Origin of the sequence: Mycolicibacterium aurum (assembly GCF_900637195.1) — a bacterium.
Lineage (GTDB): Bacteria > Actinomycetota > Actinomycetes > Mycobacteriales > Mycobacteriaceae > Mycobacterium > Mycobacterium aurum.
This window is the reverse complement of record NZ_LR134356.1, coordinates 2,919,721-2,945,863: the sequence shown is the minus strand read 5'-3', so window position 1 is coordinate 2,945,863 and position 26,143 is coordinate 2,919,721. Positions and strand designations below refer to the sequence as shown.

Below are 26,143 nucleotides of genomic sequence, written 5' to 3'. Positions count from 1 at the left end.
CGTTCCTAAACTGTCAGCATGCACCGCGAGACCGGTTCGGACGCCGCGCTCGGCGAAGGCCTGCTGCACATCGAGGACTGCCTCGACGCCGATGGCGGGATCGCACTACCACCCGGCGTGACGCTGGTCTCGCTGATCGATCGCAACATCGCCAACGTCGGCGACGCAATCGCCTACCGGTATCTGGATTTCTCGGACCCGGCAGGTGTCCGGCCGCGCGAGATGACGTGGACCGAGCTCGGCGTGCGCATGCGTGCGATCGGGGCGCACATCCAGCGCGTATCCCGGCGGGGCGACCGAGTGGCGGTCCTGGCACCCCAAAGCCTTGACTACGTGGCCGGCTTCTTCGCCGCGGTCAAGGCCGGGACGATAGCGGTACCACTGTTCGCCCCCGAGCTGCCCGGGCACGCCGAGCGCCTCGACACCGCACTGCGCGATGCCCGTCCCACCGCGGTGCTGACCACGGCGGCCGTGCGCGAGGCGGTCGAGTCCTTCTTGAAAAGCCTGCCCGCATCGGACCGGCCGACAGTCCTCGTGATCGACGAGATCGACGACGGTTGCGCCGCCGGGTTCGTCCCGGCTCCCATCGACGTCCTCGACGTGTCCCATCTCCAGTACACAGGGGGCGCGACGCGGCCACCGGTCGGGGTGGAGATCACCCACCGTGCCGTCGGCACCAATCTGCTGCAGATGATCCTGTCGATCGACCTCCTCGACCGGAACACCCACGGCGTCAGCTGGTTGCCGCTGTTTCACGACATGGGGCTGTCCATGATCGGCTTTCCCGCGGTGTACGGCGGTCACTCGACGCTGATGTCCCCGACCGCGTTCATCCGAAGGCCCCTGCGCTGGATCGAGGCGCTGTCCGCAGGGTCGCAGGTCGGTCGCGTCGTGACCGCGGCACCGAACTTCGCCTACGAATGGACCGCGCAGCGCGGGGTGCCGGACGAACACGCCGATATCGACCTGCGCAACGTGGTGATGATCATCGGTTCGGAACCCGTCAGCATCGGCGCCATCACCGCATTCAACAAGGCGTTTGCGCCATTCCATCTGCCCCGCACCGCGTTCAAACCGTCGTACGGACTCGCCGAGGCCACCCTGTTCGTCTCGACGATCGCACCCGACGCAGAAGCCGGCGTGGTGTACCTCGATCGGGACGTGCTCGCGCAGGGTCGTGCCTCGCCGGTGCCCGCGGACCATCCGCGAGCGGTTGCCCACGTCTCCTGCGGACAGGTGGCGCGGAGCCAGTGGTGCGTCATCGTCGATCAGGACAGCTGCGCCGAGCTCGCCGACGGTCTGGTCGGGGAAATCTGGGTGCAGGGCCAGAATGTGGGACGAGGCTACTGGGGTCTGGCCGAGCAGACCCGACAGACGTTCCACGCACAGTTGGCTGCCACGCTGGCCACCGGCACCCACGCCGCGGGCTCACAGCGACACGGGAGCTGGCTCCGAACGGGCGATCTCGGTTTCTACCTGCACGGAGAGCTGTATGTGACCGGCCGTACCGCTGACGTGCTGACCATCGACGGACGCACTCACTATCCCCACGACATCGAGAGCACGGCCGCCGACGCCTCGGCGATGGTCCGGCGTGGCTACGTCGCCGCGTTCTCGGTCACCGGGCACGACGTCGTCGTCGTCGCCGAACGCGCTGCCGGTACGGGACGGCTCGACCGGGCCGCGGCCGACGAAGCGATCCGGTCGGAGGTGAGGCGGCGCCACGGCGTGTCGGTCACCGATGTCCGCGTGGTGCCAGCGGGTGCCATCCCACGTACCACCAGTGGCAAGCTCGCCCGGAGTGCTTGCCGTGCAGAGTATCTGGACGGCGCATTCGGCTGATCAGACGGCCGGAAGAGCCCCGGCGACGGTGAACATCAGCACCAGGCCCGGCAACAGGTTGGTCACCTGATGGGCGACGATGCTTGCGCTGAGACTGTCGGTGTACAAACGCGCCAGACCGATGGGGATGGCCACGATCAGGAGCAAGGGAGTGCGGGTCAACTCCAGGTGGGCGACCGAGAAGACGACGGTGCTGACACCGAACGCGATCCAGCGTCCCCAGCGTTGTTCCAGTGCGCCCCAGAGCAAGCCGCGATACACGATCTCCTCGCAGATCGGTGCGACGCCGGCGATGAGCACGAACACCACGACCGCCCAGGCCCAGGTTCCCCGGGCCTCGCCGAACACCAGGCCGGCGGCAGAGTTCGCATCCTCTCCCACGATCGCGGTCCACAGCAGCGAGGCCGGGATGGTGACGAACAGGCCGGCGACTCCGAACAGCAGGCCGAATCCTGCGCTGCGCCATGACCATTGCAGACGCAGGTCGATGCCCGGTCCGTTTCCCCGCACCCGGGTGATCAGGATGGCCAGAGCCGCGGCCAGAATGCTCGGCGCGCCGACCACCAGGACCACGACTGCGACGTCGGCGGGCCCCGGGCCTGAGAACTGCATGGCCAGGAGGATCGACGCCAGCAGATAGGCCGCTTCCACCACGACGAAAGCACCCAGACCCCAGCGATGTCGGCGGGGGAGCGACTGTTGTTCGGCTACCACAGCCAGACGCTAATGCACGGCTACGTGATCGCCACGAACGGACTGATCACGTCGCGGACGAACTGGGCAATGTTGATGGAGGGATTGTTGTCGGGAAAGCTGACGGTCGCCAGCACATTGCCGCCCGCGTCGGCGAAGTTCCCGTCCGCTCGGTCCTGGTGGGACGACGATGTCACCAAGATGATGCCCGACGTGCCCGCCTGCTTGGCCAGCGGCACCGAGAACGCGGCGTTCTGCACAGTGCTGTTGGCCCTGTCTTCGACGATGATCCGCTCGGGGGCAATGCCGTAGAGCCGCAACATCTTGCTCATCTGGCCGGCCTCGGTGTTGCCGTTGCGGGGGTTTCCGCCGGTGACGATGATCGGTGCCTGCGGAAAGATCTGAGCCACCGCCAAACCGGCGAGAACGCGGGTGTGCAGGATCAGCCGCATGGTGCCGCTCGGCGTGAGCCCATAGCCGAGGATGACGATCGCCGGCTTCGAGAAGTCCTTTGCGACCACCGGGGGCGCGGCCTGCGCGATGCCTGCCGGGACAGCGCCGGACACCAGAGCAACAGCCAGCGCCAGTGCCACAAGCACCGCTCGGCACCGGACCGCCGCACCACGCAACGTCAGGCCAGGTCGTTGAGTCATCAATCGGTTCATCGCCACGGCGGTGGAAGACATTACGGTCCGGTCTCGAACCGCCAACGATGCGCGTTCATCGGGGGCAGGTATTCGCGCGGGACGCTGTCACGTGGTCTGGTGGAAGGTGATGTCTTTCCCACTGCTGATCCCTCGTCGCGTCACCGTCGCTGCGGTCGCCGCCATGCCGCTGCTGGTTCTCACCGCGCCGGCTGCGTCGCCCGCCCCTGCCTACGACGGTCAGGGCTATCTCGACTCCACCGCCCGGTGCACTGCGCCGGACACGGTTGTCGTCTTCGGAAGTACCGCCAGTTCACGGGTGGCGATCTGCCGTGACGCCGACGGCAACTTCGAGTACCGCGGTGTGCGGGTCCGTGACGGTGCACGGCTGATCGCGCCCGCAACACGGTCCTCCGACGGCGCGTTCACCGCGTCCAACGACGGCATCGAGTACATGGTGACCTCCGAGGACCTCGTGGTCAGCGCCGACGAGAAGGTCATCCGCGACGAACCGATGGTGGACTTCCACCGCGCCGGTTCGTCGGGTTCGACGACGCCGTCGCCCACGCAATCCGGGGAGTCCGGGGAGTCCGTGGAGTCCGCGCCCTCAACCCCGTCATCGCCGACCGCACCGACCACGTCACTGCCCCCACCACTGCCCGCCGAGGTCGGTGCCGACGGAGGTTGAGCCTCAGTCGGCCGGGACCACCTGCAGATCGTCGCCGACCCGGATCGGCCCTGACGTCAGCACGCGGCAGACGGAGCCGCCGCGTTGATGGAGCGCCCTGGCCGCCCCGGGACCGATCCAGTCATCGAGGAGCCGGCACGGCGCAGACACCCGGACAACCTCCAACTCGACGTCATTGACCCGCAGCCGGGTTCCGGGGCGCGTCGGGATCTCGCCGGTATCGACTGTCAAGTTGCGGCGCGTCGCACCGGGATCGATCGGGTGGCCCAGGTCGGCCGCGGCGCGCTCGAGCAGTTCCCGGGACTGGATCGTCACGTGCCGATGTCGAGTGCCGTGGTAGCGGTCACCGACCAACCCCTTGCCGGCTTCGGCGGTCACGGTGTCCACCGAACGGGTCGGGATCTTCCGCCCGGGGGCGATGTGGACGGCAACGATCCGCATGATGCGCGAGTCTATGTCGGGGCCCGGCGGGGCGCCGACAGGTCGGGGTGCGGCCGGCATCCGAATTCGGCGGTATGCGTCGCATTCGGGCGCAGATTTCGTCGCGTGCGTTGATTTTTATTTGCCAATTCGGGGTTCGGCTATTTACTGACGGATCCGTTAGCAAATGACCTGATTATGTGAATACCTCTCATGTGGGTAGACACCAGGTCACATTCTGGCTACGTTTCGAGCGGTCGGGGTTCACGCTAGGAAATTTTGGAGGGGGCCCTACATGCCCACAGCAGCACGTACCTATGTCACCGCGGGAGTCGCCCTCGTGGGCGCCGGCGTCATCTCCGCGACACCCATCGCCACCCCGCAGCAGCTGCGTACGGCAAGCTTCGAGGTGGGGCTGGTCGCTGCGACGCAGACCTGCACCACCGATGCCAGCGCACTGTGTCAGGAACCGGCTTCGCCGACGGCTGTGACACCGATCACGTCCACCGCCGACAGCACCAACGTCTTCAACATCCCGGCCAACTTGTTTATCGCACTGGCGAATACCCCGTACAACTTCTTCACCGCCCTGGGTGAGGGCAACGTGGAGTACGGCTCGGAGCCCAACAGCGAATTCAGCTTCCAGCCGACCTTCGAGGGCGTCACATTGACCCAACCCGAGGGAAGTGTTGCGGGTCTGGGCAGGAACCTGCGCTACACGGGTAGCTGGTGGCTCTACAGCCAGACGAACATCCTGGGCACCGACCCTGCGGACCCGTCGCGGTACCAGGCGATTACCAACATCCTGGTGCCCTTCCCGGCGCTGTCGGTTCCTCTGGGCAACATGTTTGCCGCGGTCGCCGCGTCCCAGCTACCGATGGACGTCGGGTGCACCGGCACCGGGGTGGGTTCCTGTGACCACCCGGAGGCAATTCTCAGCAAAATGTTTGATCTTCGTCACATTGTGGATCTCTTTTCGCCGCAGGGTTACACCTTTCCGGAGACGCGGGCCGGCATCACGTGCAGCGAGGACGGTCAGTGCTACGTCAAGGACGAGGACGGCCCCGAGGTGCCCTGGTCCGGTGAGAACGTCAAGCTGGACGCCTCTGCCCCGTTCACCAGCTTCTACAACAGCCTGACCAAGACCCCGGAGGCCGGCGACTTCAAGCCCGTCACCCCCGAACTGGTCACCGGCAGCCTCACCAGCCTGGCCAACGGCGTGAACACCGCCTTCAACCCCTTCGTGCTGGGAACCCAGTGCGCGATCTGCGCGCCGTTCGTTCCGAACCCGGAGAACGAGCCGGTGCCGGGCCCGGTCTTCGAGGATCCCGACACCGCTGCGTCGCCGACCGTCGCGTCGCCGACCGTCGTGTCCGCGACCGTCGCGGAGAGCACCGACACCGACACCCTCGAGGAGACTCCGGCGGCCGAGAGCGACGTGACGGCCACCAGCACGGCGGCGGGCAAGGCACCCGCGTCGAGCGGACCCAAGCACCGGAAGCCGACCGCGACAAGCGAGACGTTGAAGAACGTGCGTGAATCCATCAACTCGACCATCTCGAAGGTCACCGACGGTCTCAAGAAGCCCAGCAGCACGAGCGGCGACAAGTCCGGATCGTCCTCCGAGTCGAAGAAGCCCAGCAGCGCGGCGGACAAGTCGGCCACGTCATCCGAGGCGAAGAAGTCCGGCACCGGTACCGCGACCAAGTCCGGCTCGGACAAGGGCTCGTCCGGTTCGGGCGGCGCCAAGGACTGATCGCCCGATACGACGGATCAGCCGGGAGACCAGGCCGTCACAAATACGGGTCGGCCCACGCGCTGATGATGCGTGCCGCCCGGGCGGCCTGGTTCTTCTCGGTGAGCAAGTGGTCGGCACCCTCGAGGGAGACGAAGTTCCTCGGATGCCGGGCCGCGCGGAAGATGTCACTGGCGTTGGCGATGCCCACGGTGTTGTCGGTGGGGGAGTGCATCACCAGCAGCGCGCGCCGCAGGGTCTTGATGCACTCGCGCAGATCCGCGGAGCGGACGTCCTCGATGAAATGGCGTCTCAGGGTGAGCGCCTTTCCGCCGACGCGGAACGGCGCCTCACCGTCGGACTCGATCCGGTGCAGGAGCGCGTCATAGTTGTGTTCCACGTGGGCCGGCTGGAACGGAGCTCCGACGCTCGCCACGGCCGCGACCGATGGGCAGCCGTGTGCGGCCGCGATCACCGCGGCACCGCCGAAGGAATGCCCGACGAGTAGGCGCACGTCGTGTCCGGACTCGTGCATGAATTCGACGGCGCGGACCGTGTCTTCGACCTTGTGCGAGAAGGAGCCGTCACCCCAGTCGCCCTCGGAATGTCCGAGCCCCAGGTTGTCGAACCGCAGCATCCCGATGCCTTCGCTGGCGAGCTGTTTGCACATCCGGCTCGCGGCGGGGCAGTCCTTGCCGAGGGTGAATCCGTGGGCGAAGACACCCCACCCACGGACCTCGCCTTCGGGCAGGTCGATCAGACCCGCGAGCTTCGGGCCGCTGCTGCTGGGGAAGGTGACGCGTTCTGCCACCCGCTCATCCTGTCACTGCACGGGGCACAAACGTGGGCAGCGGCGCGTTGCGAGTGCAGACAGACCCCGTCCACGCAGGAGGAGCCCTGATGAAGATCCGGTTCGGAGTCGGCCTGGGCGCCGACGTGGCGCCCGGGCACCTGGCTGAGATCGTCGACCGGCTGGAGACCGGCGGGGTGGATTCACTGTGGCTTTCCGAATTGGTCTACTCGCAGGCCGTGGACCCGTTCGTCGGCATGGCCTACGCCCTCGCGCGGACCACGCGGCTCAAGGTGGGCACGTCGGTGGCGGTACTGCCCGGGCGTCACCCGGTGCTTGTGGCCAAGCAACTCACCTCGTTGGCAGCCCTCGCCCCGAAGCGGGTGCTGCCTGTGTTCGGGCTGCGCTCGGCGTTACCTGCCGAACGCGACGCGTTCGCGGTGCCCGACGGCAAGCGTGCTGCGGTGTTCGACGAGTCGCTGCGACTCTTGAGAGCGGCCCTCGACGACACCGGCGTCACGTTCCACGGCGAGTTCTTCGATGTCCGGGATGTTGAGGTATTGCCGAAACCCATCACCCACCTGGATATTTGGCTGGGTGGAGCCACGCTGCCGGGTTTTCGGCGAATCGGTCGATACGCTGACGGCTGGCTGGGCAGTTTCGTGACGCCGGCCGAAGCGCACGACGCCCGGCTCGCGATCGACGCGGCCGCGCGGGCCGCCGGACGGGGAGTCCCCGAAGATCACTACGGCATCAATCTGGCGGTCGGTGACGGAGAGTTGCCCGCACCCGTGGTGGCCGCGATCCACAAACGCCGACCCGATCTCGATCCCGCCCAGCTCGTCGCGGCCGATTGGCCTGCGCTGCATCGCCAGATCGACGAGTACGTCGACGCCGGATTGACCAAGTTCGTCATCAGGCCTGCCGGTGGTGTCCCCGTCGACGGCTTCCTGGACACGTTCGTCAACGAGCTTCTGCCGCGCGAAAATTGATCCGGGCGGCATGTGATGTCGGCTGCCGGTGGCAGGATGATCAGCCGTGACCGCCGCTGATCGCCACATCCCACCCATGGACAGCGACGAACGCACCACGCTGGAGGCCTGGCTGGACTTCCAGCGGCAGACGCTGCTGCGCAAGTGCGACGGTCTGGCCGACGCGCAGTTGCGCAGCGCATCGGTGCCGCCGTCACCGCTGACGCTCCAGGGTCTTGTCCAGCACATGGCCGAGGTAGAGCGAAACTGGTTCCGCCGCATCGTCGGTGGCGAGGACGTACCGCCGATCTACGACGCGGCGCCGCACGATCACGGACATGACGGCGGGTTCGAGCTCGCTGACGGCGGCTCCTTCGCCGACGCGGTGAGCACCTGGCAGGGCGAGGTCGCCGCCGCCCGCGGGAACTGCGCAGGCGCAGCGCTGGACGACACCAACGCCTTCATGGGTGCGGCGGTCTCACTGCGGTGGGTCTACCTGCACATGATCGGTGAGTACGCCCGGCACAACGGGCACGCCGACCTGATCCGGGAACGCATCGACGGCGCCACCGGCGTCTGAATGCGCACAGAAGTTCAACCCGACCATGTCACACTGGATGAGCTGGAGCCGACGGCACGGAGGTGTCCCATGATCCAGGTTCTCGACGACATGCCTGTCGGTGTGACGGGTCTGAGGGTCTCCGGGCGCGTGAGTGGGGACGATTTACGCGAATTTCGGTCGGCGATGAGCACGCTGCTCGCCGGCGACGAGATCAGGCTCGTCGAGGTGGTCTCCGACGACTACGAGGGTTTCGGTCCCGGCGGCTTGCTGGAGGACCTGAAGTTGGGGTTCGGCACCCTGATGCAGCATCACGCGGCCTTTCGGCGGATCGCGGTCGTGTCCGACAAGGAGTGGATCGCGCACGCCCTGCACGCGGTCGGGTGGATGGTTCCGGGCGAACTGAGGCTGTTCCCGCTGTCCGATCTGGCGGACGCGAAGTCCTGGGCCGCCGACTGACGTTGCGCAATTCGCTACTCGCGGTGTCGATATCGGCGTAGGGTGCCTGCCATGGCCGTGGACAGCGCAGCCCTGCTAGCGGGTGGGATTCGTCTCGCGTCGGGAGTCTCGTTTCTCGTCGATCCTCTCCGGGCCAACAAGTGGTGGGGTGATCCCGACGAACCACCACCGACCGCGCGATTGCTGCTCAGGTCGATGGGGTACCGAGACGCACTCATCGGCGGCATGCTCATCGCCTCCGGCGTGCGGGGCAGAGACACCCGCGGATGGTTCCTGGCCTCCGGCGGCGCCGACGCCTCGGATCTGTTGGGCGGCATGAGCGTGCATGACCAGATGCGGCCATCCCAGAAGGTCATCGGCCTCGGGGGAGCCGTGGTGGGTATCGGTGTCGGTATCTGGGGTGCGCTGCGCAGGCCCGCACGGGAATCCTGAATTCGCCTCCAGCCCAACGTATGTCGCCAGGACCTCCAGCAAGACCCTGACTTGGTCACGGCGTGGCGGCACCCGTCGTGCGGCGGGCCAGCAACCACGCCTCACCGCCGCTTTCGGCCGAGGCGATCACGTCAAGTGAGGCGAATGCCGCCAGCAGTTCGCCGGGCTTCGCCCGGAACGCGCCGGGCGTGCCGCCGACCTCACTGAGCACGCTGATCGCGAGTATGCCCCCGTCGCGAAGTCGCTCGATGCTCGGACAGTAGAGCCGGGGATCGCGGAACCTGTTGCAGAGCAGCACGTCCACCGGCTCACCCGTGGGCAGGCCGTCGTCGAAGTCGGCCACGTCGAATCGGCAGTGCGCGGCCTGGCCGGACCGCACGGCGAGGTCCCTTGCGTGGGCAATCGCGACGGCGGACACGTCGTATCCTCCCACCCGCAGACCGCGGCGGGCCAGCCACACCGCCGACCCGCCGTCACCGCAGGCCAGCTCGAGCGCAGACCCGGAGGTCGGGAACACGTCGGCGAACGGCGCAAAGACGTAGGGCAGAGCGACATCGCCGAGGGCCGACGGACCCCTGTCGGTGTACTTCCGATCCCACCGGGCACCGTCCTCACCACTCACGCCGACGCTCCAGGGCGCTTCCGAACGCGGATGGGTCCTTTCCAATCACTCTCGGGATCAAGCACTTTGCCGCCCTGGGTGATGTCCACTTCACCGGACCCGGCCAGCTCGCGGGCGACCTCCCTGGCGTCATCCATCAGCGCGCGCCAGTCCTGGCCGCCCACTGCGCGCGCCGCGTCCGATGGGCAGGTGCTGCTGTCGGGTCCACGGTGCTCGGCGAGCGCCCGCATCGCCGCCCTGAGCCGGCGAGCACGTGGGCCGTCGTCGAGTGCGGTCTGTGCGGCGGCGGCCGCGGCTCCGCCGCCGTCGGCGATCCGGCGGAGTTCGGCATGTAACGACGAGGCCATGTACTGCAGTGTGCCGTAGGCCACAGCGTGGCCCGCTGAGCAGGGCAAACTTCGGCTCGGTGAGAGTGTGAGGCAACCTCGGGTTTACCGGCGTCAGGATGCGGATAGCTGTCTTGGCTGTACCGCAACTCTCCTGACCCGGATTGGAGTTCTTACGATGAAGTTGAGCCAGGTCCTCGCCAGTGCAGCCGTTTTCGGCGGTCTCGCCGCAGGCGCCATGGGCGTCGCCGGCACCGCAGCCGCGCAGCCGGGCTGGACGCCGCCGCCCGTCCCGCCCGCGGGCCCGAACACCGGTACCGCGCCTGCCTCGGCACCGCCGAAGCCCGTCGACCCGCTGTGGGCCGCCGGCCAGCCGCAGGTGTGGGACGAAGGTTGGCAGCATTGGGGCGTGTGGTTGAACGGCGTGTTCGTCCCGACGTACTGACCGCCCTCGACTCGACGGCCACCGCAGATCCCGAATCCGCGGTGGCCGTCGTCGTGTCATCCGCCCCTGATGTGCCCGATCAGGCCCCGAGGGTGCGCTGGATGTCCGGCTTCATCGCAGACAGCTGGGAACCCCAGTAACCCCAGCCGTGGGTGCCGTTGGACGGGAAGTTGAACACCCCGTTCGCGCCCCCGGCCGCCTCATACTGACGCTGGAAGTTGCGATTGCTGTCCAAGGTGATGGCTTCCAGGAGCTGTCCGGGGACGTCGCCGCCACCGCCCAGTTCACCGGGGCGCCCTGTCCCGCAGTACACCCAGATGCGGGTGCCGTTACCGACCAACCGTCCGACGTTCAGCGTGGGGTCGTTGCGCTGCCATGCCGGGCCGCCGCCGAGTCCCCACATGGCCGTCGCGCTGAACCCGCCTGCGTCGCGCATCGCGATGCCGACCAACAACGGCCACACACCTTCGGACAGATTCAGATACCCCGACAGCGATCCCGCATAGCTGAACTGGCCCGGATGGAATGCGGCCAACGTCAGCGCTGCGCTGCCCGACATCGACAGTCCCACAACCGCATTGCCGGTAGGGGAAATGCCCTTGTTGGCCGCCAGATAGCCGGGCAGCTCCGAGGTCAGAAACGTCTCCCACTGGTAGTTGTAGCTGGCCCCGTTGCCCACAGCCGGGCCCTGCCAGTTGGTATAGAAGCTCGACATGCCGCCCACGGGCATCACGACAGACAGTCCCGATTCGAAGAACGTCTCGAAGGCCGCGGTCTCGATGTCCCATCCGCTGTTGTCATCGCGGGCACGCAACCCGTCGAGAAGATATACCGCTTTGGGTCCGCCGCCCTGGAACTTCACCGGGATATCACGCCCCATGGCCGCCGACGGCACCATGAGTGTCTCCACCGGAAGACCCGCCCGCGAGTACGCGCCCGCGGTGGCCGACCCGCCTGCCACCGTGATCAGAGACGATAGGAGCAGTGCCGCCAGCGCGGCCACCGCCATTCGCCGCCCCACCCTGTGCATTGATCTCATCAATTGTCGCCGTCCTACTTGAGCGCACCGCAAGGGCGCACTTGCCTGGATAGAAACGGCCCGACACCCCCGCAATCGGTGCCGCACCGTGTACTTCGTCATGTGACGATTCGTCGTTACGCGCGACAGGTTCCGGCGCCTTGCCCAACCGGCGTACTAGCCTCGGCGTGGTGAACACCAGGCGACCCAGGGTCCTGATCATCGGCGGCGGATTCGGGGGGCTGTTCTGCGCGCGTCGGTTGGCCGGAGCCGACGTCGACGTCGACGTGACGCTGCTCGACCGTGCGGCGGGACACCTGTTCCAGCCACTGCTCTACCAGTGCGCCACCGGAACGCTGAGCATCGGACACATCAGCCGTCCCCTGCGCGAGGAGTTCGCCCGCCACCGCAATGTGACGACTCTGCTGGGCGAGGCCGTCTCGCTCGATCCGAAGCTGCGGCAGATCACCGCACTCCGTCCCGACGAGACGACGTTCACGCTCGACTACGACGTGCTGGTGGTCGCGGCGGGGATGCAGCAGTCCTATTTCGGGAAGCCCCATTTCGCGCAGTGGGCACCCGGCATGAAGACGCTGGACGACGCGCTGTGCATCCGGCAACGGTTGTTCACCGCGTTCGAGATCGCCGAGACGCTCCCGCCGGGTCCGGAGCGCGACAGCTGGCTGACGTTCGCCGTGACCGGCGGCGGTCCCACCGGGGTGGAACTCGCCGGACAGATTCGCGAGGTCGCCACGCGGACGTTGGCCAACGAGTTCCACAGCATCGAGCCGGAAGACGCCCGTGTCTTGCTGTTCGACGGGGGAGACCGCGTGCTGAAGAGCTTTGCCCCGGACCTCGCGGCCAAAGCCACGACCACGCTGCGCAAGCTCGGTGTGGAGCTTCACCTCGGCGTGCACGTCACCGACGTCGGACGCAGTGGGGTGACCGTCACCCCGAAGTCGGGAGGACCGCAGGAGCAGTACGAAGCCCGCACCGTGCTGTGGACGGCCGGCGTCGAAGCGGTGCCGTTCGCCAAGCATCTGTCCGAGGTGCTCGATATTCCTGCGGACCGGGCCGGCCGACTACAGGTGGAACCTGACCTGTCCGTCACGGGCCATCCCGAGATCTTCGTGATCGGTGACCTGGTGGGGCGCGACAACCTCCCGGGTGTCGCCGAGAATGCCATGCAGGGCGGGTTGCACGTCGCCGAATGCATCCGCCGGGAGCTCGTCGGCAAACCGCGGCGGAAGTATCGCTACCGCGACCTCGGGTCTGCGGCGTACATCAGCAGGGGTAAGGCGTTGCTGCAGGTCGGCCCGATCAAGCTGTCCGGCTTCGTCGGCTGGGTGGCGTGGGGGGTGCTGCACATCGCGTTCCTGACCGGGGTGCGCAACCGCGTCAGCACGGTCGCCACGTGGCTGGCCACCATCGCTCGCGCCGGCCGCTACCACCGGGCCTTCATGCTCGGCAACGACACCGCCATCGAACAGCGCTACACCTGGTCGACCGGTGACCAGCAGGCTCCACCGGGCTGACGTCAGCGGTGTCGCGGCGCCCAAGGTTGCTCGTTGCGGTCACGACGCGCACGCTCGTCCGCGCGGTCCTGCACCCAGGCGTCCTCGAAGCGCCGGGCCGGATGCACGCTGGGTACGCGATTCATGAAGCGGCTGAGCCACTCCGGCGGTGCGGCCGGATCCCATTGCGGAAGAACAAAACTCAGCGCAGCCAGACTCTTCAACACGACGAACACCCCGAACACCGCACTGGACGCGCCAGTCATCGCGATACCGAACATGCCGAAGATCAGGGTGAGGTGGACGACGGCCACTCGACTGAAGCCCCGCTGTGCCGTCTGTTCGATCCGCCAGAACGACCAATTGCGCAGGGTCCCCAGGTCGACGATCATGTCGGCGCAGAGTAGGGCCAGAACGAGAATGCAGCCGTAAACGACACTGCGCCAATTGATTTCGGCAATCTCAGACTGATCGTTGCGATTCAGCAGAAAGAGGATGACGCCCAGAAACAGGCCGTGCGCGGCGGTGAACACGAGGCTGGTGACGAGGAACCCGGCAAGAAACGAGGAGCTCTGCGCGTTGCGGCGATTCGTACTCGGCGCTTCGTAGGCGTAATGCCCGCGGCGCGGCGACCATCGCCGGTGCAGCCGGACGCGAAGGGCGATGAACAGTGATCCTGCCAGCGTCTCGAACCAGTACACCACCAGCGTGGTCGCGCCCGACCAGCCCTCGACGAACCACCCGACCGCCGGGACCGCGATGAGCGCCAGCGCGGCCAGTACGTGCGCGACACCGATCGCCGGAGCGGGCGTCAGCTCTGGCGTGCGCGCCATTGGTCCAGCAGCCGGCGGTCCCGTTTGGTGGGGCGTCCGGCGCCGCGGTCCCGGACGGCGACGGGGGCAGAGACGCTGGGGGGCGGCGGGGGAGTCCGATCGAGGTAGCAGGTCACAGCGTCGGCCGCCCCCACCCGCTTCTGGATGATGCGCGACACCTCGACGATTCGCGTCGTGTCGCCCACCTTGGCACGTACTTCGTCCCCGGGGGACACCATGGTGGACGGCTTCGCGGGCCGGCCGTTCACACGGACCTGTCCACCGCGGCATGCCGAGGCGGCGTCCGGCCGGGTCTTGGTCAGGCGGACTGCCCAGAGCCAGCGATCCACGCGGGTCGACTCCATGCGTCCATTCTGGACTGCCTCAGGTCATCCCACCTCGAGGGGCACAGCCATTTCGCGGCCACCACCGCGCGCGGCGCCGATGCCGGCGGCCACCACCGCGATGATCCCGAGGATGCCGACCGGACCTGGATCCTGGTCCAGGAGCAGGAAGCCCACCACCAAAGCGAACGCCGGCTCAAGACTCATCAGGATGCCGAACGTCGCCGTGGTCAGCCTGCGCAACGCCAGGAGTTCCAGTACGTAGGGCAGCACCGGCAACAGCAGCGCCATGCCGAAGCCGACGAGCAGCAGCTGCGGAGTGAGCTTCGAAAACGCGGCTGTATCAACAAAAAAGCAGGAGACCACGCCGGCGATCGGCATCGATACGGCCAACCCGTTGACGCCGGCCACCTCGTCGCCGACCCGTTGGGTGAGCAGAATATAAACGGCCCAGCAGATTCCGGCAGACAAGGCCAGCAGGGCCCCTTTGGGGTCGATGCCGCCGGTGAAGGGCTCGCTCAATAACACAACGCCGAGTGCGGCAAGCGCCGGCCACAGCAGCCGGTGACGGCCACGACCGTGGAGGACGGCCAGGGCCAACGGTCCGAGGAACTCCAATGCGGTGGCGGTACCCAGGGCCAGCCGATCCAGCGACGCCATGAAGAACAACGTGATCGCCGCGGTGACGCAACCGAGTACGACACACATTCCGAAGGAGCGCCAGGTGAACGCCGATGGCCGGGGACGGACCACGAGCAACAGCACAATGCCTGCCAGTGAGAGCCGAAGCCACGCCGTGCCGTCCGAGCCGATCTGATCGATCAGGCTCACGGCGACAGCCATCCCCATTTGCACGGACACCTGCGCGGTGATCGCCATCAAGACGCCGGCGCGGGCGTTGTCCGCGCTCACGATCGTATTCACGTGTCGATTTGCCCGCCCGTCTGCTCGATGCTGAGAATACAAGGCATCGCGACACTTTCGGCGCTGGTTGAGATGGGGCGTCGGGCATCCGCGTCCCGACCGATGAGTTTGCCCCCGCGCGGGTGTCTATCCGGTATCGGATACGAGGGAAAGGGTGCCACGATGCGACCGCGGGGCGGCTACCTGCCCATCAACGGGCTGACACTCTATTACGAGGTGCACGGCGACCTCGACGACGACCACACTCCGTTGCTGCTGATTCCCGGCGCATTCATGGCGACCGACTCGATGACCGCATGGGTTGACGGCTTCGCCGGCCGCCGCAGCGTCATCGTGTTCGACCAGCAGGGCCATGGGCGCACCCGTGACACCTCGCGGGGCATGTCATACGAGCAGTTCGCCGATGACGCGGCAGCGCTGTTGCACGCTTTGGCCGTCCCGCGGGCGGACGTGATGGGTTACTCCCAGGGCGGGGGAGTCGCTCTGCAGCTCGCCATCCGGCACCCGTCGCTGGTGAGGAAGTTGGTCGCAATGTCGGCGAGCTTTCGCAGGGAGGGCTGGCACCCGTCGGTGGCGGAGTCGATGGCGGGTCTCACCGCCGAGGCATTCGCCGGCACGGCGGTCGAGTCCGCGTTCCGCGAGCACACGTCGGATACGGGAGCCTTCGACGCCTATGTGGAGAAGATGAAGGTGTTGAACATCGAGGATCAGGACATCAGCGACCAGCAGTTGCGCGCGATCACCGCGAAGACCATGGTCATCGTCGGCGATGCCGACGCCCTGACTCTTGAGCACGCGGTGGCGATGTTCCGCCTGCGGGGTGGCATCGACGACGACGCCGCTGCCTCGGGCGTGCTGACCCAGGCGCCCAGGGCACGCCTGGCCGTCCTGCCCGCGATGTCCCATATCGGCATTTCGGGGCAGGCAGCGGTGTTGGTGCCGATGATCAGCGCATTCCTCGACGATGTGACGCCGGCGGCGCCACATCTGTTCTGACGCGCCCTAGGACGACGCGCCGAGGATCTTGATCGCGAAGATCAGGGAATCGCCCGGCAGGATGCCCGCACCAGGCTGGCCCTGGGGATAGCCGTCTGCGGATGTCATCGCGACCGCGACGGTGGAGCCGACCGTCTGCCCGGCGATGGCCTTCTGGAATCCCGGCACCACACCGTCGAGCGGGAAGTCCACCGGGGCGCCCCGCTGGTAGCTGCTGTCGAAGACCGAGCCGTCCCGGCCGTTGACGCCCATGTAGCAGACGGACACGGTGGCCGTGTCTGCGACGACCGGGCCCGTCCCTGGCTGCAGCGTGTGCACCTGGGTCTCGGTCACGCTGAACGGCGGCGACACACTCACCGCGGGCGCTGCTGTGTCGGTGGATCCGGTCACCGCGACGCTGCCGGTGGCTCCGGGCAGCGTCCACTCGGGTGTGCCGCCGTCCTCAGGCGAGGCCGTCGGACACGCGGCTGTGGCGGCCGGAGTCTGGGCGACCGACGATGGAACCGCTCCGGAACCGCATGCGGTGGTGGCGAGGGCGAATGCTCCGGCGGCGAAGACGAGGGCGGAAGGACGACAGCGGGATTTCACCGTCGCCACGCTACCGCGACGGGGTCACAGCCGTTCCGACCGGTGGCGTCGCATCATTGCCCGGGCAGCCTGCGGGAGCGCTTGTCCACATACATCCAGTGGTCGGCGATGCGCATGGCGTCGTTGTCCCCGGTGGCGATCCCGACGCTGAAACCCACGGGTTCACCCGCCTCGGACCACCGCATCCGTATCGCGTCCAGGAGCTGTTCGGCCGCACCACGATCCGCGCCGACAAGGATCAGCAGGAACTCGTCGCCACCGATGCGGAACACCAGGTCGTTGACGCCGACCGCCCCTCGGAGTACGTCGGCGAAGGCAACCAGGAGTTGATCGCCGGCGGCGTGGCCGTGGCGGTCGTTGAACGGCTTGAACCCGTCCAGATCGATCAGTACGACGGCGGACGTGGATGCGTGCTCCGACAATCGCCGGGGCAGGGTGGTCCGATTGAGGAGGCGGGTGAGGGCGTCGGTTTCCGCGACCGTGCGCAGCAGCACGCTCTGCGCCTCCAACCGGGAGATGAGCCAGGCGGGCACCTCGGCGACCAGCACCCACATGATGGCCGTCACCACCACCGTCGGGAGAGCATCGGGCAGATCTTTCGCGCCGCCTACAACGAACGCCACGATGCCGAGGGGAACCAGTGCGAGGGACCGACCGCGGCGGCACGTGAGGCCCGCATAGGCGAACGTGATGGTGATGGTGCCCGGCAGCGCGCTGGTGACGGTGGGCGCGACCAGTCCGACCACGGTGGTGACGCTCAGAGACGCTACCGCCCAGGCGATCAGAAGCTCGCGTCGCTGCTGCCAGCCGCACCATCGGCCGATCGAGGCGGCCACGCATGCCACGATCGCTGCACCGCCGAGTACCCAGAACACCCGGCCCCCGGCGTCAACGCCGGAATGCCATGCGGCCGCGGCGTACAGAATGAGCATCGCCAGGTACGCCGTCAGGCCCACCGCGTGCCAGCGCCGTGCCGACGGCTGGGCGTCGACGCCGTGTGGCATGCGTCGAGGATATGGCCATTGCAACGACTGCGCTGAGTCAGCCCTGGTCACGCTCCTGCTCGTCGAAAAGCCGGGACTCAGAACAGCCTCAGCGCGTCGGACACCATGCGGTGGCCCTGTCTTTCGAACGGTTCGTCGCCCACCTGATGCGCCCATACGGCGGTGCCGATCGCTTCATGGAGGGCGAGCATGCGCCAGTGGCTGCGGTTCTGAGCTCTCGGGTCATCGCCGTATCCGTCGAAGAACGCGTCTTCGAGTCGGGGGTCGTGCATCCACTGCTGCGCGGCGAGCCGACAGAGGTCGCTCATGGCCGGCCGCCACGCGAAGCGCCCGAAGTCGATGACCTTGATCTCGCCGTCGTGGGCCAGCCAGTTGCGCGGCTGCCAGTCACCGTGGGTAGGGCTCACGACGACCTGCTGCGGACGATGGCTTGTCAGGATCGCGCGCAGCGCCGCCGCCCTCTGGGGCGGGATTCGGTGCGGTTTGTCAAGCCAGGCAAGCGATTTGGTTACCGCTGCAGCGTCCCACTCCGGCGCGATCCGCTCGCCCTGTCCGTGAAACGCCCGTGCGAGCCGTCCGGCCTGCAGGTAGGTGGCGGGAGTGGACTCTGCGACAGACCCCTGCACCAGCGAACCGTCGAGGTAATCGACGACGAGCAGGTTGAGCGTTCGGTCGTGATGCAGAAGTCGGGGTGCGTGCCCGGTGCGGGCCAGGCAGTCGGTGAAGCCGCCGTAGGCGGTGATCTCCCGGCCGATGTGGTGGTTGGCCGGACCGCCGGCCTTGATCACGACTCGACCCGTCGCGCATTCGACGTCCAGGACGGCGGTGTCGACCAGATTCCAGCTCGCGTCGCGGCGGAGGCGGACCTGGGGGAGCCAGCGCACGATCTGCGCAGCCTGGGGATCGCTGAGCCGGCCCCGATGCCATGACTGCACGCCCACACGTTATCCGGCGCAGGACAGACCCGGCTACGGGCGATGGGCAGGCGGACCCGCACGCGAGCCGAATGTCCGTGCCTCATCAGGGGACCCGGGGCGGACGATGCCCTGGCCGGTATTCGGTGTGGACCGGCTGCAGCCGATTAGGACGCGCTCGCCCCGAGGATCGCGTCCGCGGCGAAGTAGAGCGAATCGGTTTCGGCCTTCAAGACGGAATCGCCAGAGGGCAGGGCACGTTCGACCGACAGCCCGTTGAGAACTGTGAGCAGGAATCGCACGTCTCGGCCGAGATCCCTGCGAGCGAGTGCGCCTTCGTCAGCGAGCACGCCCAGCCAATATTCGATACGTCGAGCGGACGCGCGTTCGTAAGCGAGGTACGCCGTGCGGACCTGCTCGCTCGGCTCGGGTGCGATGAACGCGTGATATGCCGCCCCCCACGCGCTGCGCGCCTGTTCGCCGACGCCGGCGGGCACGAGCATCTGCCGTAGGCAGGCGACGAGCCGGTCACGCGCGGGCAGGGACCTGTCGCGGATGGGGTCGTCCGGGACGAAGTGCTCGTAGATCCTTGCCAGCACCTCGTCCTGGAGCGCCCGCTGCGTGGGGAAGTGGAATCGAAGTGATCCCGTGCTCACGCCCGCGCGCGCCGCGACGGCCCGCACGCTGAGCGTCGCGGTGATGTCCTCGGCGATCATCTCCGCAGCCGCTTTGAGAATCCTCTCCCGCGTGTCCATGGGTGCCGAGCCTACTAGCACAGTGTGTTAGCTTGTCCTAGTACGGTGTGTTAGTCACCCAGGCCCGCCCGAAGACGTGCGCGAGTCTCGCCGCCCCACGAACGGACCCACAGCAGTTATGACATCGCCCAGTCAGACGACACCTGGACAGCTCGCTCGGCGACCTCTCCAGGTCATCCGGGAAAACGCACGCGCCTACCTCGTCCTCAACGCGAGCATGTACGGCCTGTTCGCCGTGGGCTTCGCCGTCGGGCTTCTCGTCCCGGAGCTCAGCCAGGCGCAGCACACCCGGCTGACCGATGACGGCACAGCAGACCTCGTTCGGTCGCTGATCAACACGCCGTGGCTTTTCGCGCTCACCATTCTCGCGGTGAACACCGTGAAGATGGGATTGTTGACGATCGTCCTGCCGTCGATGGTCGTGCCCTTCGCGGGTATCGCACTGTTCGCGTGGTGGGCTGTCACCACGGGCGTGACGCTCGTCCCTGCGAGCGACATCGGGTGGGTGGCCTTGATCCCGCACTCCGTCACCCTGATCATCGAGTTCCAGGCGTACATCGTCCTGCTGCTGGGCGCGTATCTGCTGAGCCGGAGTTGGATCTGGCCGGGTACCGCCGGAGCCCAGACCCGCCGGTCAGGTTATGCCCGTGGGCTTCGGCAACTGGGTTGGCTGGCTCTGGCCGCCGCTGTCCTGCTCGTCGTCGGCGCGGTGTACGAGGCATTCTCGCTGAGATACCTCGTGCATCCATTGGCCCAGTGGTTGCTCTGAACCGATGAGTTCGGCGGCCCAGCGCAGTCAGAATGGCGTCCCACCGGGAAACCAGCATCGGAGAAACTGTGCCCAGAACGAATCTGTCGATGTCGATCTCCGCCGACGGCTACGTCGCGGGGCCGCATCAAGACGAAGCCAATCCGCTCGGCGTGGGCGGTCAGCTGCTGCACGGTTGGCACATCGGTCCGGACAAGGACCACCCGGCCAATCGGCAGGTGGTGTCGGACATGATGGATGGCATCGGTGCGACCATCATGGGCCGCAACATGTTTGGACCCATCCGTAGTGACTGGGGAGACTCGGAGTGGACGGGATGGTGGGGTGAGAATCCGCCGTATCACTGTCCGGTGTACGTCCTGACCCACTTTGCCCGCGAGCCCATCGCCATGGATGGCGGAACCACCTTTCACTTCGTCACCGACGGGATCGAATCGGCGTATACGCAGGCGGTGGCCGCAGCCGGCGATCGGGCCATCTCCATCGCGGGCGGCGCATCCTGTGCCCGCCAGGCGCTCAAGGCCGGACTCGTCGACGAGATCGATCTGCAGGTCAATCCGGTGATACTCGGGTCCGGCGAGCGCCTGTTCGACGGCTTCGACGCGGGAGCGCTCGAACTCGAACTCGAGCGCGTACTGGAGGCGCCGGGCGTCGCGCATCTGCGCTTTCGGGTCCGCCGAAGGCCGCCCGTGGTTTAGCAACGGCGGCTTGTGGGGCACTGTGGGGGTATGAGCGACAACGCAAAGGTCACTGTCGAACGCACCATCGACGCGCCCGTCGACGCGGTCTTCGACATCCTCTCCAACCCCGAGCGGCACCACGAGCTCGACGGCTCGGGATTCATCCGCAGCGTGGACCACGCCGATCGGATTCAGGCGGTGGGCCAGGTGTTCACGATGAACATGCAGGGCGACCACATGGGCGGTGAGTACAAGACCGACAACCATGTGTCCGGGTACGCCAAGGACAAGCTGCTGGCCTGGAAGACCGCGCCCGCAGGCAACGAGCCCCCGGGGTGGGAGTGGCTGTGGGAGTTGGAATCTCAGGGACCCAATGAAACGTTGGTGCGTCACACCTACGACTGGTCGAAGGTCACCGACAAGAAGTTGCTGGAGAAGGTGAAATTCCCGCTGGTCACTGAGGATCAGCTCGCCGACACTCTCGGCCGGTTGGCCGCCGCGACGTCGTCCTGATACCCGATTACCTCCCGCCGGAAGCTCCGGCTCTGTCAGACTTCCGCCATGATTCAGGGTTTCTCCCATATCGGCATCTGTGTGACCGACCTCGACCGTTCGGTTCGCTTCTACACCCGGGTCTTCGGGTTCGCGCTGCTCTACCAGCTCGACTTCGAGAACAATGAGGTCGCGGCCACCATGGAGCAGGACGGGAAGTTCCGGTCCGCGATGCTGATCCGCGACGACATCCGCATCGAACTGTTGCAGTGGGTTGACGTTCCGACCACCGGGTCCGGCGTGCGTAAGCCGATGACGGAGTTGGGTTTCACCCATCTGTCGTTCCGGGTCGTAGATGTGGACGGCCTGACCGAGGACATCCTCGCCGCGGGTGGGACTTTGGTCGAGACGACGCGGACCGTGCTCGGTGATGCCGACGACCCGGCCTCGGGCCGGTTCATCTACCTGACCGACCCGGACGGGACCCGCATCGAACTCATGCAGAATGTGCCCGATCTGTCCGGGATCAGTGCCGCGGACATCGCGTCGGCGGCCGCCGGTTAGTGGCGAGCGCCCTGCTCCGTCAGCGCTTGCTCTTGGGAACCCCGGTCGACCACAGGGCCCAGGCGATCAGCACAGGCTGAAACAGCAAGCGCACGAAGCGACTCGTGTCACTGTTGAGATTGAAGGCGTCGACGTGGTTGAGGTATTGCGCCACGTTGCCCGGAAAGACCAGCACGAAGAACACGGCCAACAGCCGTCCGACCAGCACCCGGTCACGACGCAGCAGCGCCAAGCCGACGCCCAGGGTGATCTCGACACCGCCGGAGGCCATCACCACGCCGTCGGCGTCGATCGGTACCCAGTTCGGCACCTGAGCCTGGAACTCCTCGCGAGCCCAGAACAGATGGCTGAAGCCGGCGAAGATCATCTGCGCGGCAAGAAGATACCGGGCGATGGTGCGCAGGCGAGTGGTCGGCGGGGGTGGTGGCAGGTCGGCCATGCGTCGTCCTTCCGGGTAGGCCTATCGGTAATGGGCGTAGAGGGTTTCGGCCAGCGCGCGCACGGCGTCGCGCAGCGCCGCGAGGTCACTGAACTCGACATCGCCGGATCCCAGCAGTCGTTCGGGTATGCACGTGGCGCGTTCCTCAAGGGCGCGGCCATCCGGCGTCAGCGTGATCTGGACTCGACGCTCGTCGTCGGCGGCTCGCACGCGGCGGACGTAGCCGCTCGCCTCAAGCCGCTTCAGCAGCGGCGACAAAGTGCCGGAGTCAAGATGGAGACGAGCCCCCAGGTGACCGACCGTGCATGGTTCCTCTTCCCACAGCACCATCAGCACCAGGTATTGCGGATAGGTGAGGTTCAGCTCGTCCAGCAGTGGTCGGTACACCATGGTCACGGCGCGTGAAGCCGAGTACAGCGCGAAGCACAACTGATCGTCGAGACGCGGTGCGGCCACCGAGGAAACATAGCCCACAACTGTATTTTGTACAATCTATACCGCCTCGACAGGTGGGACTCGGCGCTGCGTCCTTGCGGAAAGTGTTGCGCCACAGTGCAAATACTTATTCTCACGCATGTGGACGACCGAGAGCGCGACGGCATCCACTACGTACACCACCCGTACCGCGGCGCGTTCGGGATACTGGTCACCGTGGAAATCGTGTGGCGACAGCGATATACCGACCGCCTGCGGTCAGTGCAGGTGGGCTGGGACGACACGGAAGCGGGAGCGCCGTGCTTCCCGCCGCACTGGGAACCCGCACCCGACGACCTGCACCTGCTGCGGATCGCAACCGCTTACGGCGCCTGCCCGCCGGGTGAGTACGTGTACCGCCGCCCTCCCAGGGACGTCGAACATTCCCGGTATGTCGAGCTGCTGGCCGAGGAGAGCACCTTCGACTTCACCGGGCAGCACAGGCAGCTGTTGACTGCGCTGCGATGGGAGATGACGGACCCGTACACAGACGAAGAGGTTCCGGGCGCCAACCCGAAGCGGCCGTACGGCGACTTCACGTTCTATCAGCTCGAGATAGCCCTGGCCCTCGGACTGATCCCGGCGCAGAAACCGGCGGACCACGACCCGATGACACCGCAGATCGTCGAGGCCATGACAGCGCTGCACGATCAGATGCAGCCTGCACTGCAGGTATTCCTCCAAAGATTCCACCTACCGGAGGGCCAGGCATTCGCGGGCGAGGACTGGGGCGGCTGGACACCATGCGAATCGTGATGACCGGCGGCCGCAGTGCAACGTTCTGCGTCGGTCTCTGAGGGCCGGGCAGAACAATGCGCGCAGTCGTGATGGATCGCGTCGCTGGGCCGCTCGAGGTCCGCACCGTGGCGGACCCGGCTCCGCCCGACGGCGGTGTGGTGGTTGCCGTGCATGCGACGGGCTTGTGCCGCAGCGACTGGCACGCCTGGGCCGGTCACGAAGAACTCGCACTCCCACACGTTCCGGGCCACGAACTCGCCGGTGTCGTCGAGGCGGTCGGAGCCGGGGTGCGACGGTGGGCTGTCGGTGACCGTGTGACGGTGCCGTTCGTGTCCGGTTGTGGCAGCTGCGATTGGTGCCGCTCGGGGAACACGCAGGTCTGCCCCCACCAGGAGCAGCCGGGCTTCACGTACTGGGGTTCGTTCGCGGAGTACGTGGCCCTGCCTGCGGCCGATACCAATCTGGTGGCAATTCCCGACTCGGTCTCGTTCGCGGCGGCGGCCGGCCTCGGCTGTCGTTTCGCCACCGCATACCGGGCTCTCACCGGCCGGGCCCGGCTGCTCGCAGGGGAGTGGCTGACAGTGGTCGGGGCCGGAGGGGTGGGTCTCAGCGCGGTGATGATCGGCAAGGCGCTGGGTGCGTCGGTGATCGCCGTCGACCGCAACGACGGAGCTCTTGCCGCCGCTGCAGACCTGGGGGCTGATGTCACCCTGCACGCCGACACCGCCGACATCCCGGCGCGAGTGCATGAAGTCACCGAGGGCGGAAGCCATGTGGGACTCGACGCGGTGGGCAGCGAGAGCGCCTGCGCCACTTCGGTCCTCAGCCTTCGCCGGCAGGGTCGCCACGTGCAGGTCGGGCTGCTGCCCCCGGTGCACGGGCACCCGCGGGTGCCGATGGACCGCGTCATCGCCTGGGAGCTCGACCTGCTGGGCAGTCATGGGATGGCAGCTGCCGACTATCCGCCGATGCTGGCGATGATCGAGCGTGGTCAGTTGCGGCCGCACCAGCTCATCGAGCGAACCATCGGGCTCGACGACGTCGTCTCGGCGCTGCCGGGTCTCGACACCGCATCGCCCGCGGGCATCACGATCATCGACCCGCGTCGCTGAGAGGCTATGCGGCGCCCAAGGTGACCTGCGTGGTCCTGGTCTCTCCTGAGTCGTCGCGATAGGTCAGTGACACCTGGTCACCCGGCGCCTTGGACCGCACCGCCGCCGCGAGAGCCTCGGGACCGTCGATGATCTGGTCGTCGATCTTCGTGACCACCGCGCCGCTGGACAAACCGGCTTGGGCTGCCGGACTTCCGGCCGCGACGCCGGCGACCGCAGCGCCCGCACCGTCACCGGTGTCGTTGCCCAGTTGCACCCCGAGTGATCCGTGGCCGGCAGTGCCGGAGGAGATCAGCTCATCGGCGATGCGCTTGGCCTGGTCCGACGGGATCGCGAATCCGAGGCCGATCGACCCTCCGCCGGAACCCGATCCCATGCCGGCCCCGGCGGAGTTGACGCCGATCAGCTCACCGTTCATGTCGACGAGGGGACCGCCGGAGTTTCCGGGGTTGATCGCGGCGTCCGTTTGCAGTGCGTCGAGCACGACGGGGGCGGTGCCGGCACCGTCTCCGGCCGTCACCGGGCGATTCAGCGCGCTGACGATGCCCTTGGTGACGGTGCCCTGCAGGCCCAGCGGGGACCCGATGGCGACGACCTCCTGGCCGACTTGGACGTCTTTCGACGAGCCGATGGTGATGGGCGTCAGTCCCGCCACCCCCGCCGCCCGCACAACGGCAAGGTCGCCGGTGGGGTCGGTGCCCACAATGGTGAACGGCACGCTCCGACCGTCGGAGAAGGTCACGGTACTCGTCGTGTCGGCGCCGTCGAAGGCGGCAGGCTGTGCGTCCGCACCACCGCCCGCAACCGCCGGGGCGACAACGTGATTGTTGGTCAGGATGAGTCCGTCTGCGCTCAGCACGATCCCCGAGCCCTCGGCGACGCCTCGGCCTGTCGTGATCTCCAGTTTGACGACGCTGGGCATCACTTTGGCGGCCACCTGCTCCACCGAGCCCGGGGCCGAGGCGGCAGCCGGCTTCAGCGCCGTAGGACGCTCTGCGACCTGCGGCGTGGCCGCCGACCGGTCGTGGTCTGTCACAGCTACCGCGGTCGCCGCACCGATCCCACCGCCTGCGATGGCGATCGCCGCCGCTCCGGCCAGCACCATGCCCCGAGGCGTGCGGCGACGCCCGTCGCCGCGCGGGCTGTGCGGCCCAGCCGTGGCCGCCGGTTGGTGCGCCGACTGTGAGTGGTTGCCGTACAAAGCATTCCATGCGAGCTGCGAGTTCCCGCCTGCCCAGTCATGGCCCTGCCGCGGTTGGTCCGCGGGGTATGGGGGCGGGTTCACCATCAGCGTTGTTTCCCTTCGGTCGTGTTCAGCGCGTTCGCTGTTCTCACGGTGCCGGAGACAACTGAGATCCGACTGAGAGGGACTTCAGCAAC

The 26,143-nt window shown here is 67.2% G+C and carries 33 protein-coding genes; 16 read left to right on the top strand and 17 right to left on the bottom strand.

Translation table 11 applies throughout. The annotated features are described in order from the left end of the window. Positions 1-18 precede the first annotated feature (18 nt). Positions 19-1,842, top strand: a complete 1,824-nt coding sequence (locus EL337_RS14080) for a fatty acyl-AMP ligase (RefSeq protein WP_048634517.1) — start codon at positions 19-21, stop codon at positions 1,840-1,842. Here the strand turns inward: EL337_RS14080 and EL337_RS14075 are convergent, their stop codons facing one another. Both EL337_RS14075 and EL337_RS14070 read right to left on the bottom strand, forming a co-directional pair. Next, complete coding sequence (locus EL337_RS14075; RefSeq protein ID WP_048634516.1) at positions 1,843-2,556, bottom strand: CPBP family intramembrane glutamic endopeptidase; 714 nt, start codon at positions 2,554-2,556, stop codon at positions 1,843-1,845. It lies immediately after the preceding gene. Between the two features lie 20 nt (positions 2,557-2,576). After that, on the bottom strand, positions 2,577-3,188 hold the full coding sequence (locus EL337_RS14070; RefSeq protein ID WP_048634555.1) for a YdcF family protein: 612 nt from the start codon (positions 3,186-3,188) through the stop codon (positions 2,577-2,579). Positions 3,189-3,309: 121 nt separating this feature from the next. Between EL337_RS14070 and EL337_RS14065 the strand changes: the two genes are divergently transcribed. Next, positions 3,310-3,867: a hypothetical protein gene (locus EL337_RS14065; protein ID WP_048634554.1), complete on the top strand. Its 558-nt coding sequence runs from the start codon at positions 3,310-3,312 to the stop codon at positions 3,865-3,867. 3 nt (positions 3,868-3,870) lie between these two features. Here the strand turns inward: EL337_RS14065 and EL337_RS14060 are convergent, their stop codons facing one another. Next, a complete protein-coding gene (locus EL337_RS14060; protein WP_048634553.1) occupies positions 3,871-4,308 on the bottom strand; it encodes an MOSC domain-containing protein in 438 nt (145 codons plus the stop codon). A gap of 274 nt (positions 4,309-4,582) precedes the next feature. Here EL337_RS14060 and EL337_RS14055 point away from each other — a divergent pair, with 274 nt between their 5' ends. Further along, positions 4,583-6,043, top strand: coding sequence for a hypothetical protein (locus EL337_RS14055; protein WP_048634515.1), 1,461 nt, complete (start codon positions 4,583-4,585; stop codon positions 6,041-6,043). 37 nt (positions 6,044-6,080) lie between these two features. Here the strand turns inward: EL337_RS14055 and EL337_RS14050 are convergent, their stop codons facing one another. Further along, entirely contained in the window at positions 6,081-6,833 is a 753-nt protein-coding gene (locus EL337_RS14050; protein ID WP_048634514.1) for an alpha/beta hydrolase family protein, read from the bottom strand. Between the two features lie 89 nt (positions 6,834-6,922). On the opposite strand from EL337_RS14050, the gene EL337_RS14045 reads away from it, so the two are divergent. The 4 genes from EL337_RS14045 (at position 6,923) to EL337_RS14030 (ending at position 9,233) form a co-directional block, all read left to right on the top strand. Beyond that, a complete protein-coding gene (locus tag EL337_RS14045) occupies positions 6,923-7,804 on the top strand; it encodes a TIGR03854 family LLM class F420-dependent oxidoreductase (RefSeq protein WP_048634513.1) in 882 nt (293 codons plus the stop codon). Between the two features lie 76 nt (positions 7,805-7,880). Then, positions 7,881-8,363, top strand: a complete 483-nt coding sequence (locus tag EL337_RS14040) for a DinB family protein (RefSeq protein WP_109860199.1) — start codon at positions 7,881-7,883, stop codon at positions 8,361-8,363. A 69-nt stretch (positions 8,364-8,432) separates the two neighbouring features. Then, positions 8,433-8,801 carry a SpoIIAA family protein gene (locus EL337_RS14035; RefSeq protein ID WP_048634552.1) on the top strand — a complete coding sequence of 123 codons (369 nt, stop codon included), beginning with the start codon at positions 8,433-8,435 and terminating at the stop codon, positions 8,799-8,801. Between the two features lie 51 nt (positions 8,802-8,852). Continuing rightward, entirely contained in the window at positions 8,853-9,233 is a 381-nt protein-coding gene (locus EL337_RS14030; protein ID WP_048634511.1) for a DUF4267 domain-containing protein, read from the top strand. Positions 9,234-9,288: 55 nt separating this feature from the next. Here the strand turns inward: EL337_RS14030 and EL337_RS14025 are convergent, their stop codons facing one another. Together EL337_RS14025 and EL337_RS14020 are read right to left on the bottom strand one after the other, a co-directional pair. After that, entirely contained in the window at positions 9,289-9,855 is a 567-nt protein-coding gene (locus tag EL337_RS14025; RefSeq protein WP_048634510.1) for a class I SAM-dependent methyltransferase, read from the bottom strand. Beyond that, positions 9,852-10,202, bottom strand: a complete 351-nt coding sequence (locus tag EL337_RS14020) for a DUF3253 domain-containing protein (protein ID WP_048634551.1) — start codon at positions 10,200-10,202, stop codon at positions 9,852-9,854. The genes EL337_RS14025 and EL337_RS14020 overlap by 4 nt, the downstream gene beginning before the upstream one ends. 157 nt (positions 10,203-10,359) lie before the next feature. Here EL337_RS14020 and EL337_RS14015 point away from each other — a divergent pair, with 157 nt between their 5' ends. Continuing rightward, positions 10,360-10,626: a hypothetical protein gene (locus EL337_RS14015; protein ID WP_048634509.1), complete on the top strand. Its 267-nt coding sequence runs from the start codon at positions 10,360-10,362 to the stop codon at positions 10,624-10,626. A gap of 79 nt (positions 10,627-10,705) precedes the next feature. Here EL337_RS14015 and EL337_RS14010 read toward each other — a convergent pair whose 3' ends face one another. Further along, positions 10,706-11,635: an alpha/beta hydrolase gene (locus EL337_RS14010; RefSeq protein ID WP_370737209.1), complete on the bottom strand. Its 930-nt coding sequence runs from the start codon at positions 11,633-11,635 to the stop codon at positions 10,706-10,708. 200 nt (positions 11,636-11,835) lie between these two features. Between EL337_RS14010 and EL337_RS14005 the strand changes: the two genes are divergently transcribed. Continuing rightward, a complete protein-coding gene (locus EL337_RS14005; protein WP_048634550.1) occupies positions 11,836-13,179 on the top strand; it encodes an NAD(P)/FAD-dependent oxidoreductase in 1,344 nt (447 codons plus the stop codon). Between the two features lie 2 nt (positions 13,180-13,181). Here EL337_RS14005 and EL337_RS14000 read toward each other — a convergent pair whose 3' ends face one another. From EL337_RS14000 to EL337_RS13990, 3 genes are read right to left on the bottom strand one after another with little or no spacing between them, the layout of a single operon-like run. Further along, a complete protein-coding gene (locus tag EL337_RS14000; protein ID WP_048634507.1) occupies positions 13,182-13,991 on the bottom strand; it encodes a DUF6498-containing protein in 810 nt (269 codons plus the stop codon). Continuing rightward, positions 13,970-14,335, bottom strand: a complete 366-nt coding sequence (locus EL337_RS13995; protein ID WP_048634506.1) for an Hsp15 family ribosome-associated heat shock protein — start codon at positions 14,333-14,335, stop codon at positions 13,970-13,972. Before EL337_RS13995 ends, EL337_RS14000 begins: the two co-directional genes overlap by 22 nt. A 24-nt stretch (positions 14,336-14,359) precedes the next feature. Next, positions 14,360-15,226, bottom strand: a complete 867-nt coding sequence (locus EL337_RS13990) for an EamA family transporter (protein WP_197724236.1) — start codon at positions 15,224-15,226, stop codon at positions 14,360-14,362. A gap of 174 nt (positions 15,227-15,400) precedes the next feature. Here EL337_RS13990 and EL337_RS13985 point away from each other — a divergent pair, with 174 nt between their 5' ends. Next, positions 15,401-16,234, top strand: a complete 834-nt coding sequence (locus EL337_RS13985; protein ID WP_048634505.1) for an alpha/beta fold hydrolase — start codon at positions 15,401-15,403, stop codon at positions 16,232-16,234. A gap of 6 nt (positions 16,235-16,240) precedes the next feature. Here EL337_RS13985 and EL337_RS13980 read toward each other — a convergent pair whose 3' ends face one another. The 4 genes from EL337_RS13980 to EL337_RS13965 all read right to left on the bottom strand — a co-directional run bounded on the left by EL337_RS13980 (position 16,241) and on the right by EL337_RS13965 (position 19,495). After that, on the bottom strand, positions 16,241-16,822 hold the full coding sequence (locus EL337_RS13980; protein WP_048634548.1) for an FKBP-type peptidyl-prolyl cis-trans isomerase: 582 nt from the start codon (positions 16,820-16,822) through the stop codon (positions 16,241-16,243). Positions 16,823-16,875: 53 nt separating this feature from the next. Further along, entirely contained in the window at positions 16,876-17,826 is a 951-nt protein-coding gene (locus EL337_RS13975; protein ID WP_048634504.1) for a GGDEF domain-containing protein, read from the bottom strand. Between the two features lie 77 nt (positions 17,827-17,903). Further along, entirely contained in the window at positions 17,904-18,761 is an 858-nt protein-coding gene (locus EL337_RS13970) for a phosphotransferase (protein WP_083443238.1), read from the bottom strand. A gap of 146 nt (positions 18,762-18,907) precedes the next feature. Next, positions 18,908-19,495: a TetR/AcrR family transcriptional regulator gene (locus EL337_RS13965; RefSeq protein WP_048634503.1), complete on the bottom strand. Its 588-nt coding sequence runs from the start codon at positions 19,493-19,495 to the stop codon at positions 18,908-18,910. Positions 19,496-19,613: 118 nt separating this feature from the next. Here EL337_RS13965 and EL337_RS13960 point away from each other — a divergent pair, with 118 nt between their 5' ends. From EL337_RS13960 to EL337_RS13945, 4 genes are all read left to right on the top strand, one after another. Further along, complete coding sequence (locus tag EL337_RS13960; RefSeq protein ID WP_048634502.1) at positions 19,614-20,264, top strand: stage II sporulation protein M; 651 nt, start codon at positions 19,614-19,616, stop codon at positions 20,262-20,264. 68 nt (positions 20,265-20,332) lie between these two features. After that, positions 20,333-20,962 (top strand): dihydrofolate reductase family protein, encoded by a 630-nt coding sequence (locus EL337_RS13955; RefSeq protein ID WP_048634546.1) that lies wholly within the window; start codon positions 20,333-20,335, stop codon positions 20,960-20,962. Between the two features lie 30 nt (positions 20,963-20,992). Further along, positions 20,993-21,457 carry an SRPBCC family protein gene (locus EL337_RS13950; RefSeq protein WP_048634501.1) on the top strand — a complete coding sequence of 155 codons (465 nt, stop codon included), beginning with the start codon at positions 20,993-20,995 and terminating at the stop codon, positions 21,455-21,457. A gap of 48 nt (positions 21,458-21,505) precedes the next feature. Further along, positions 21,506-22,000: a VOC family protein gene (locus EL337_RS13945; RefSeq protein WP_048634500.1), complete on the top strand. Its 495-nt coding sequence runs from the start codon at positions 21,506-21,508 to the stop codon at positions 21,998-22,000. A 19-nt stretch (positions 22,001-22,019) separates the two neighbouring features. Here EL337_RS13945 and EL337_RS13940 read toward each other — a convergent pair whose 3' ends face one another. Together EL337_RS13940 and EL337_RS13935 are read right to left on the bottom strand one after the other, a co-directional pair. Then, complete coding sequence (locus EL337_RS13940; RefSeq protein ID WP_048634499.1) at positions 22,020-22,439, bottom strand: DoxX family protein; 420 nt, start codon at positions 22,437-22,439, stop codon at positions 22,020-22,022. Positions 22,440-22,460: 21 nt separating this feature from the next. Beyond that, a complete protein-coding gene (locus EL337_RS13935) occupies positions 22,461-22,895 on the bottom strand; it encodes a MarR family winged helix-turn-helix transcriptional regulator (RefSeq protein WP_048634545.1) in 435 nt (144 codons plus the stop codon). 120 nt (positions 22,896-23,015) lie between these two features. Here EL337_RS13935 and EL337_RS13930 point away from each other — a divergent pair, with 120 nt between their 5' ends. Together EL337_RS13930 and EL337_RS13925 are read left to right on the top strand one after the other, a co-directional pair. After that, positions 23,016-23,669, top strand: coding sequence for a hypothetical protein (locus EL337_RS13930; RefSeq protein WP_232786887.1), 654 nt, complete (start codon positions 23,016-23,018; stop codon positions 23,667-23,669). 56 nt (positions 23,670-23,725) lie between these two features. Beyond that, entirely contained in the window at positions 23,726-24,763 is a 1,038-nt protein-coding gene (locus EL337_RS13925; RefSeq protein WP_048634498.1) for a zinc-dependent alcohol dehydrogenase family protein, read from the top strand. A gap of 4 nt (positions 24,764-24,767) precedes the next feature. On the opposite strand, the gene EL337_RS13920 is transcribed toward EL337_RS13925, so the two are convergent. Beyond that, the gene (locus EL337_RS13920; protein WP_048634497.1) at positions 24,768-26,051 is read right to left on the bottom strand and encodes a S1C family serine protease; all 1,284 of its coding nucleotides are present in this window, start codon (positions 26,049-26,051) and stop codon (positions 24,768-24,770) included. Between the last annotated feature and the right edge of the window lie 92 nt (positions 26,052-26,143).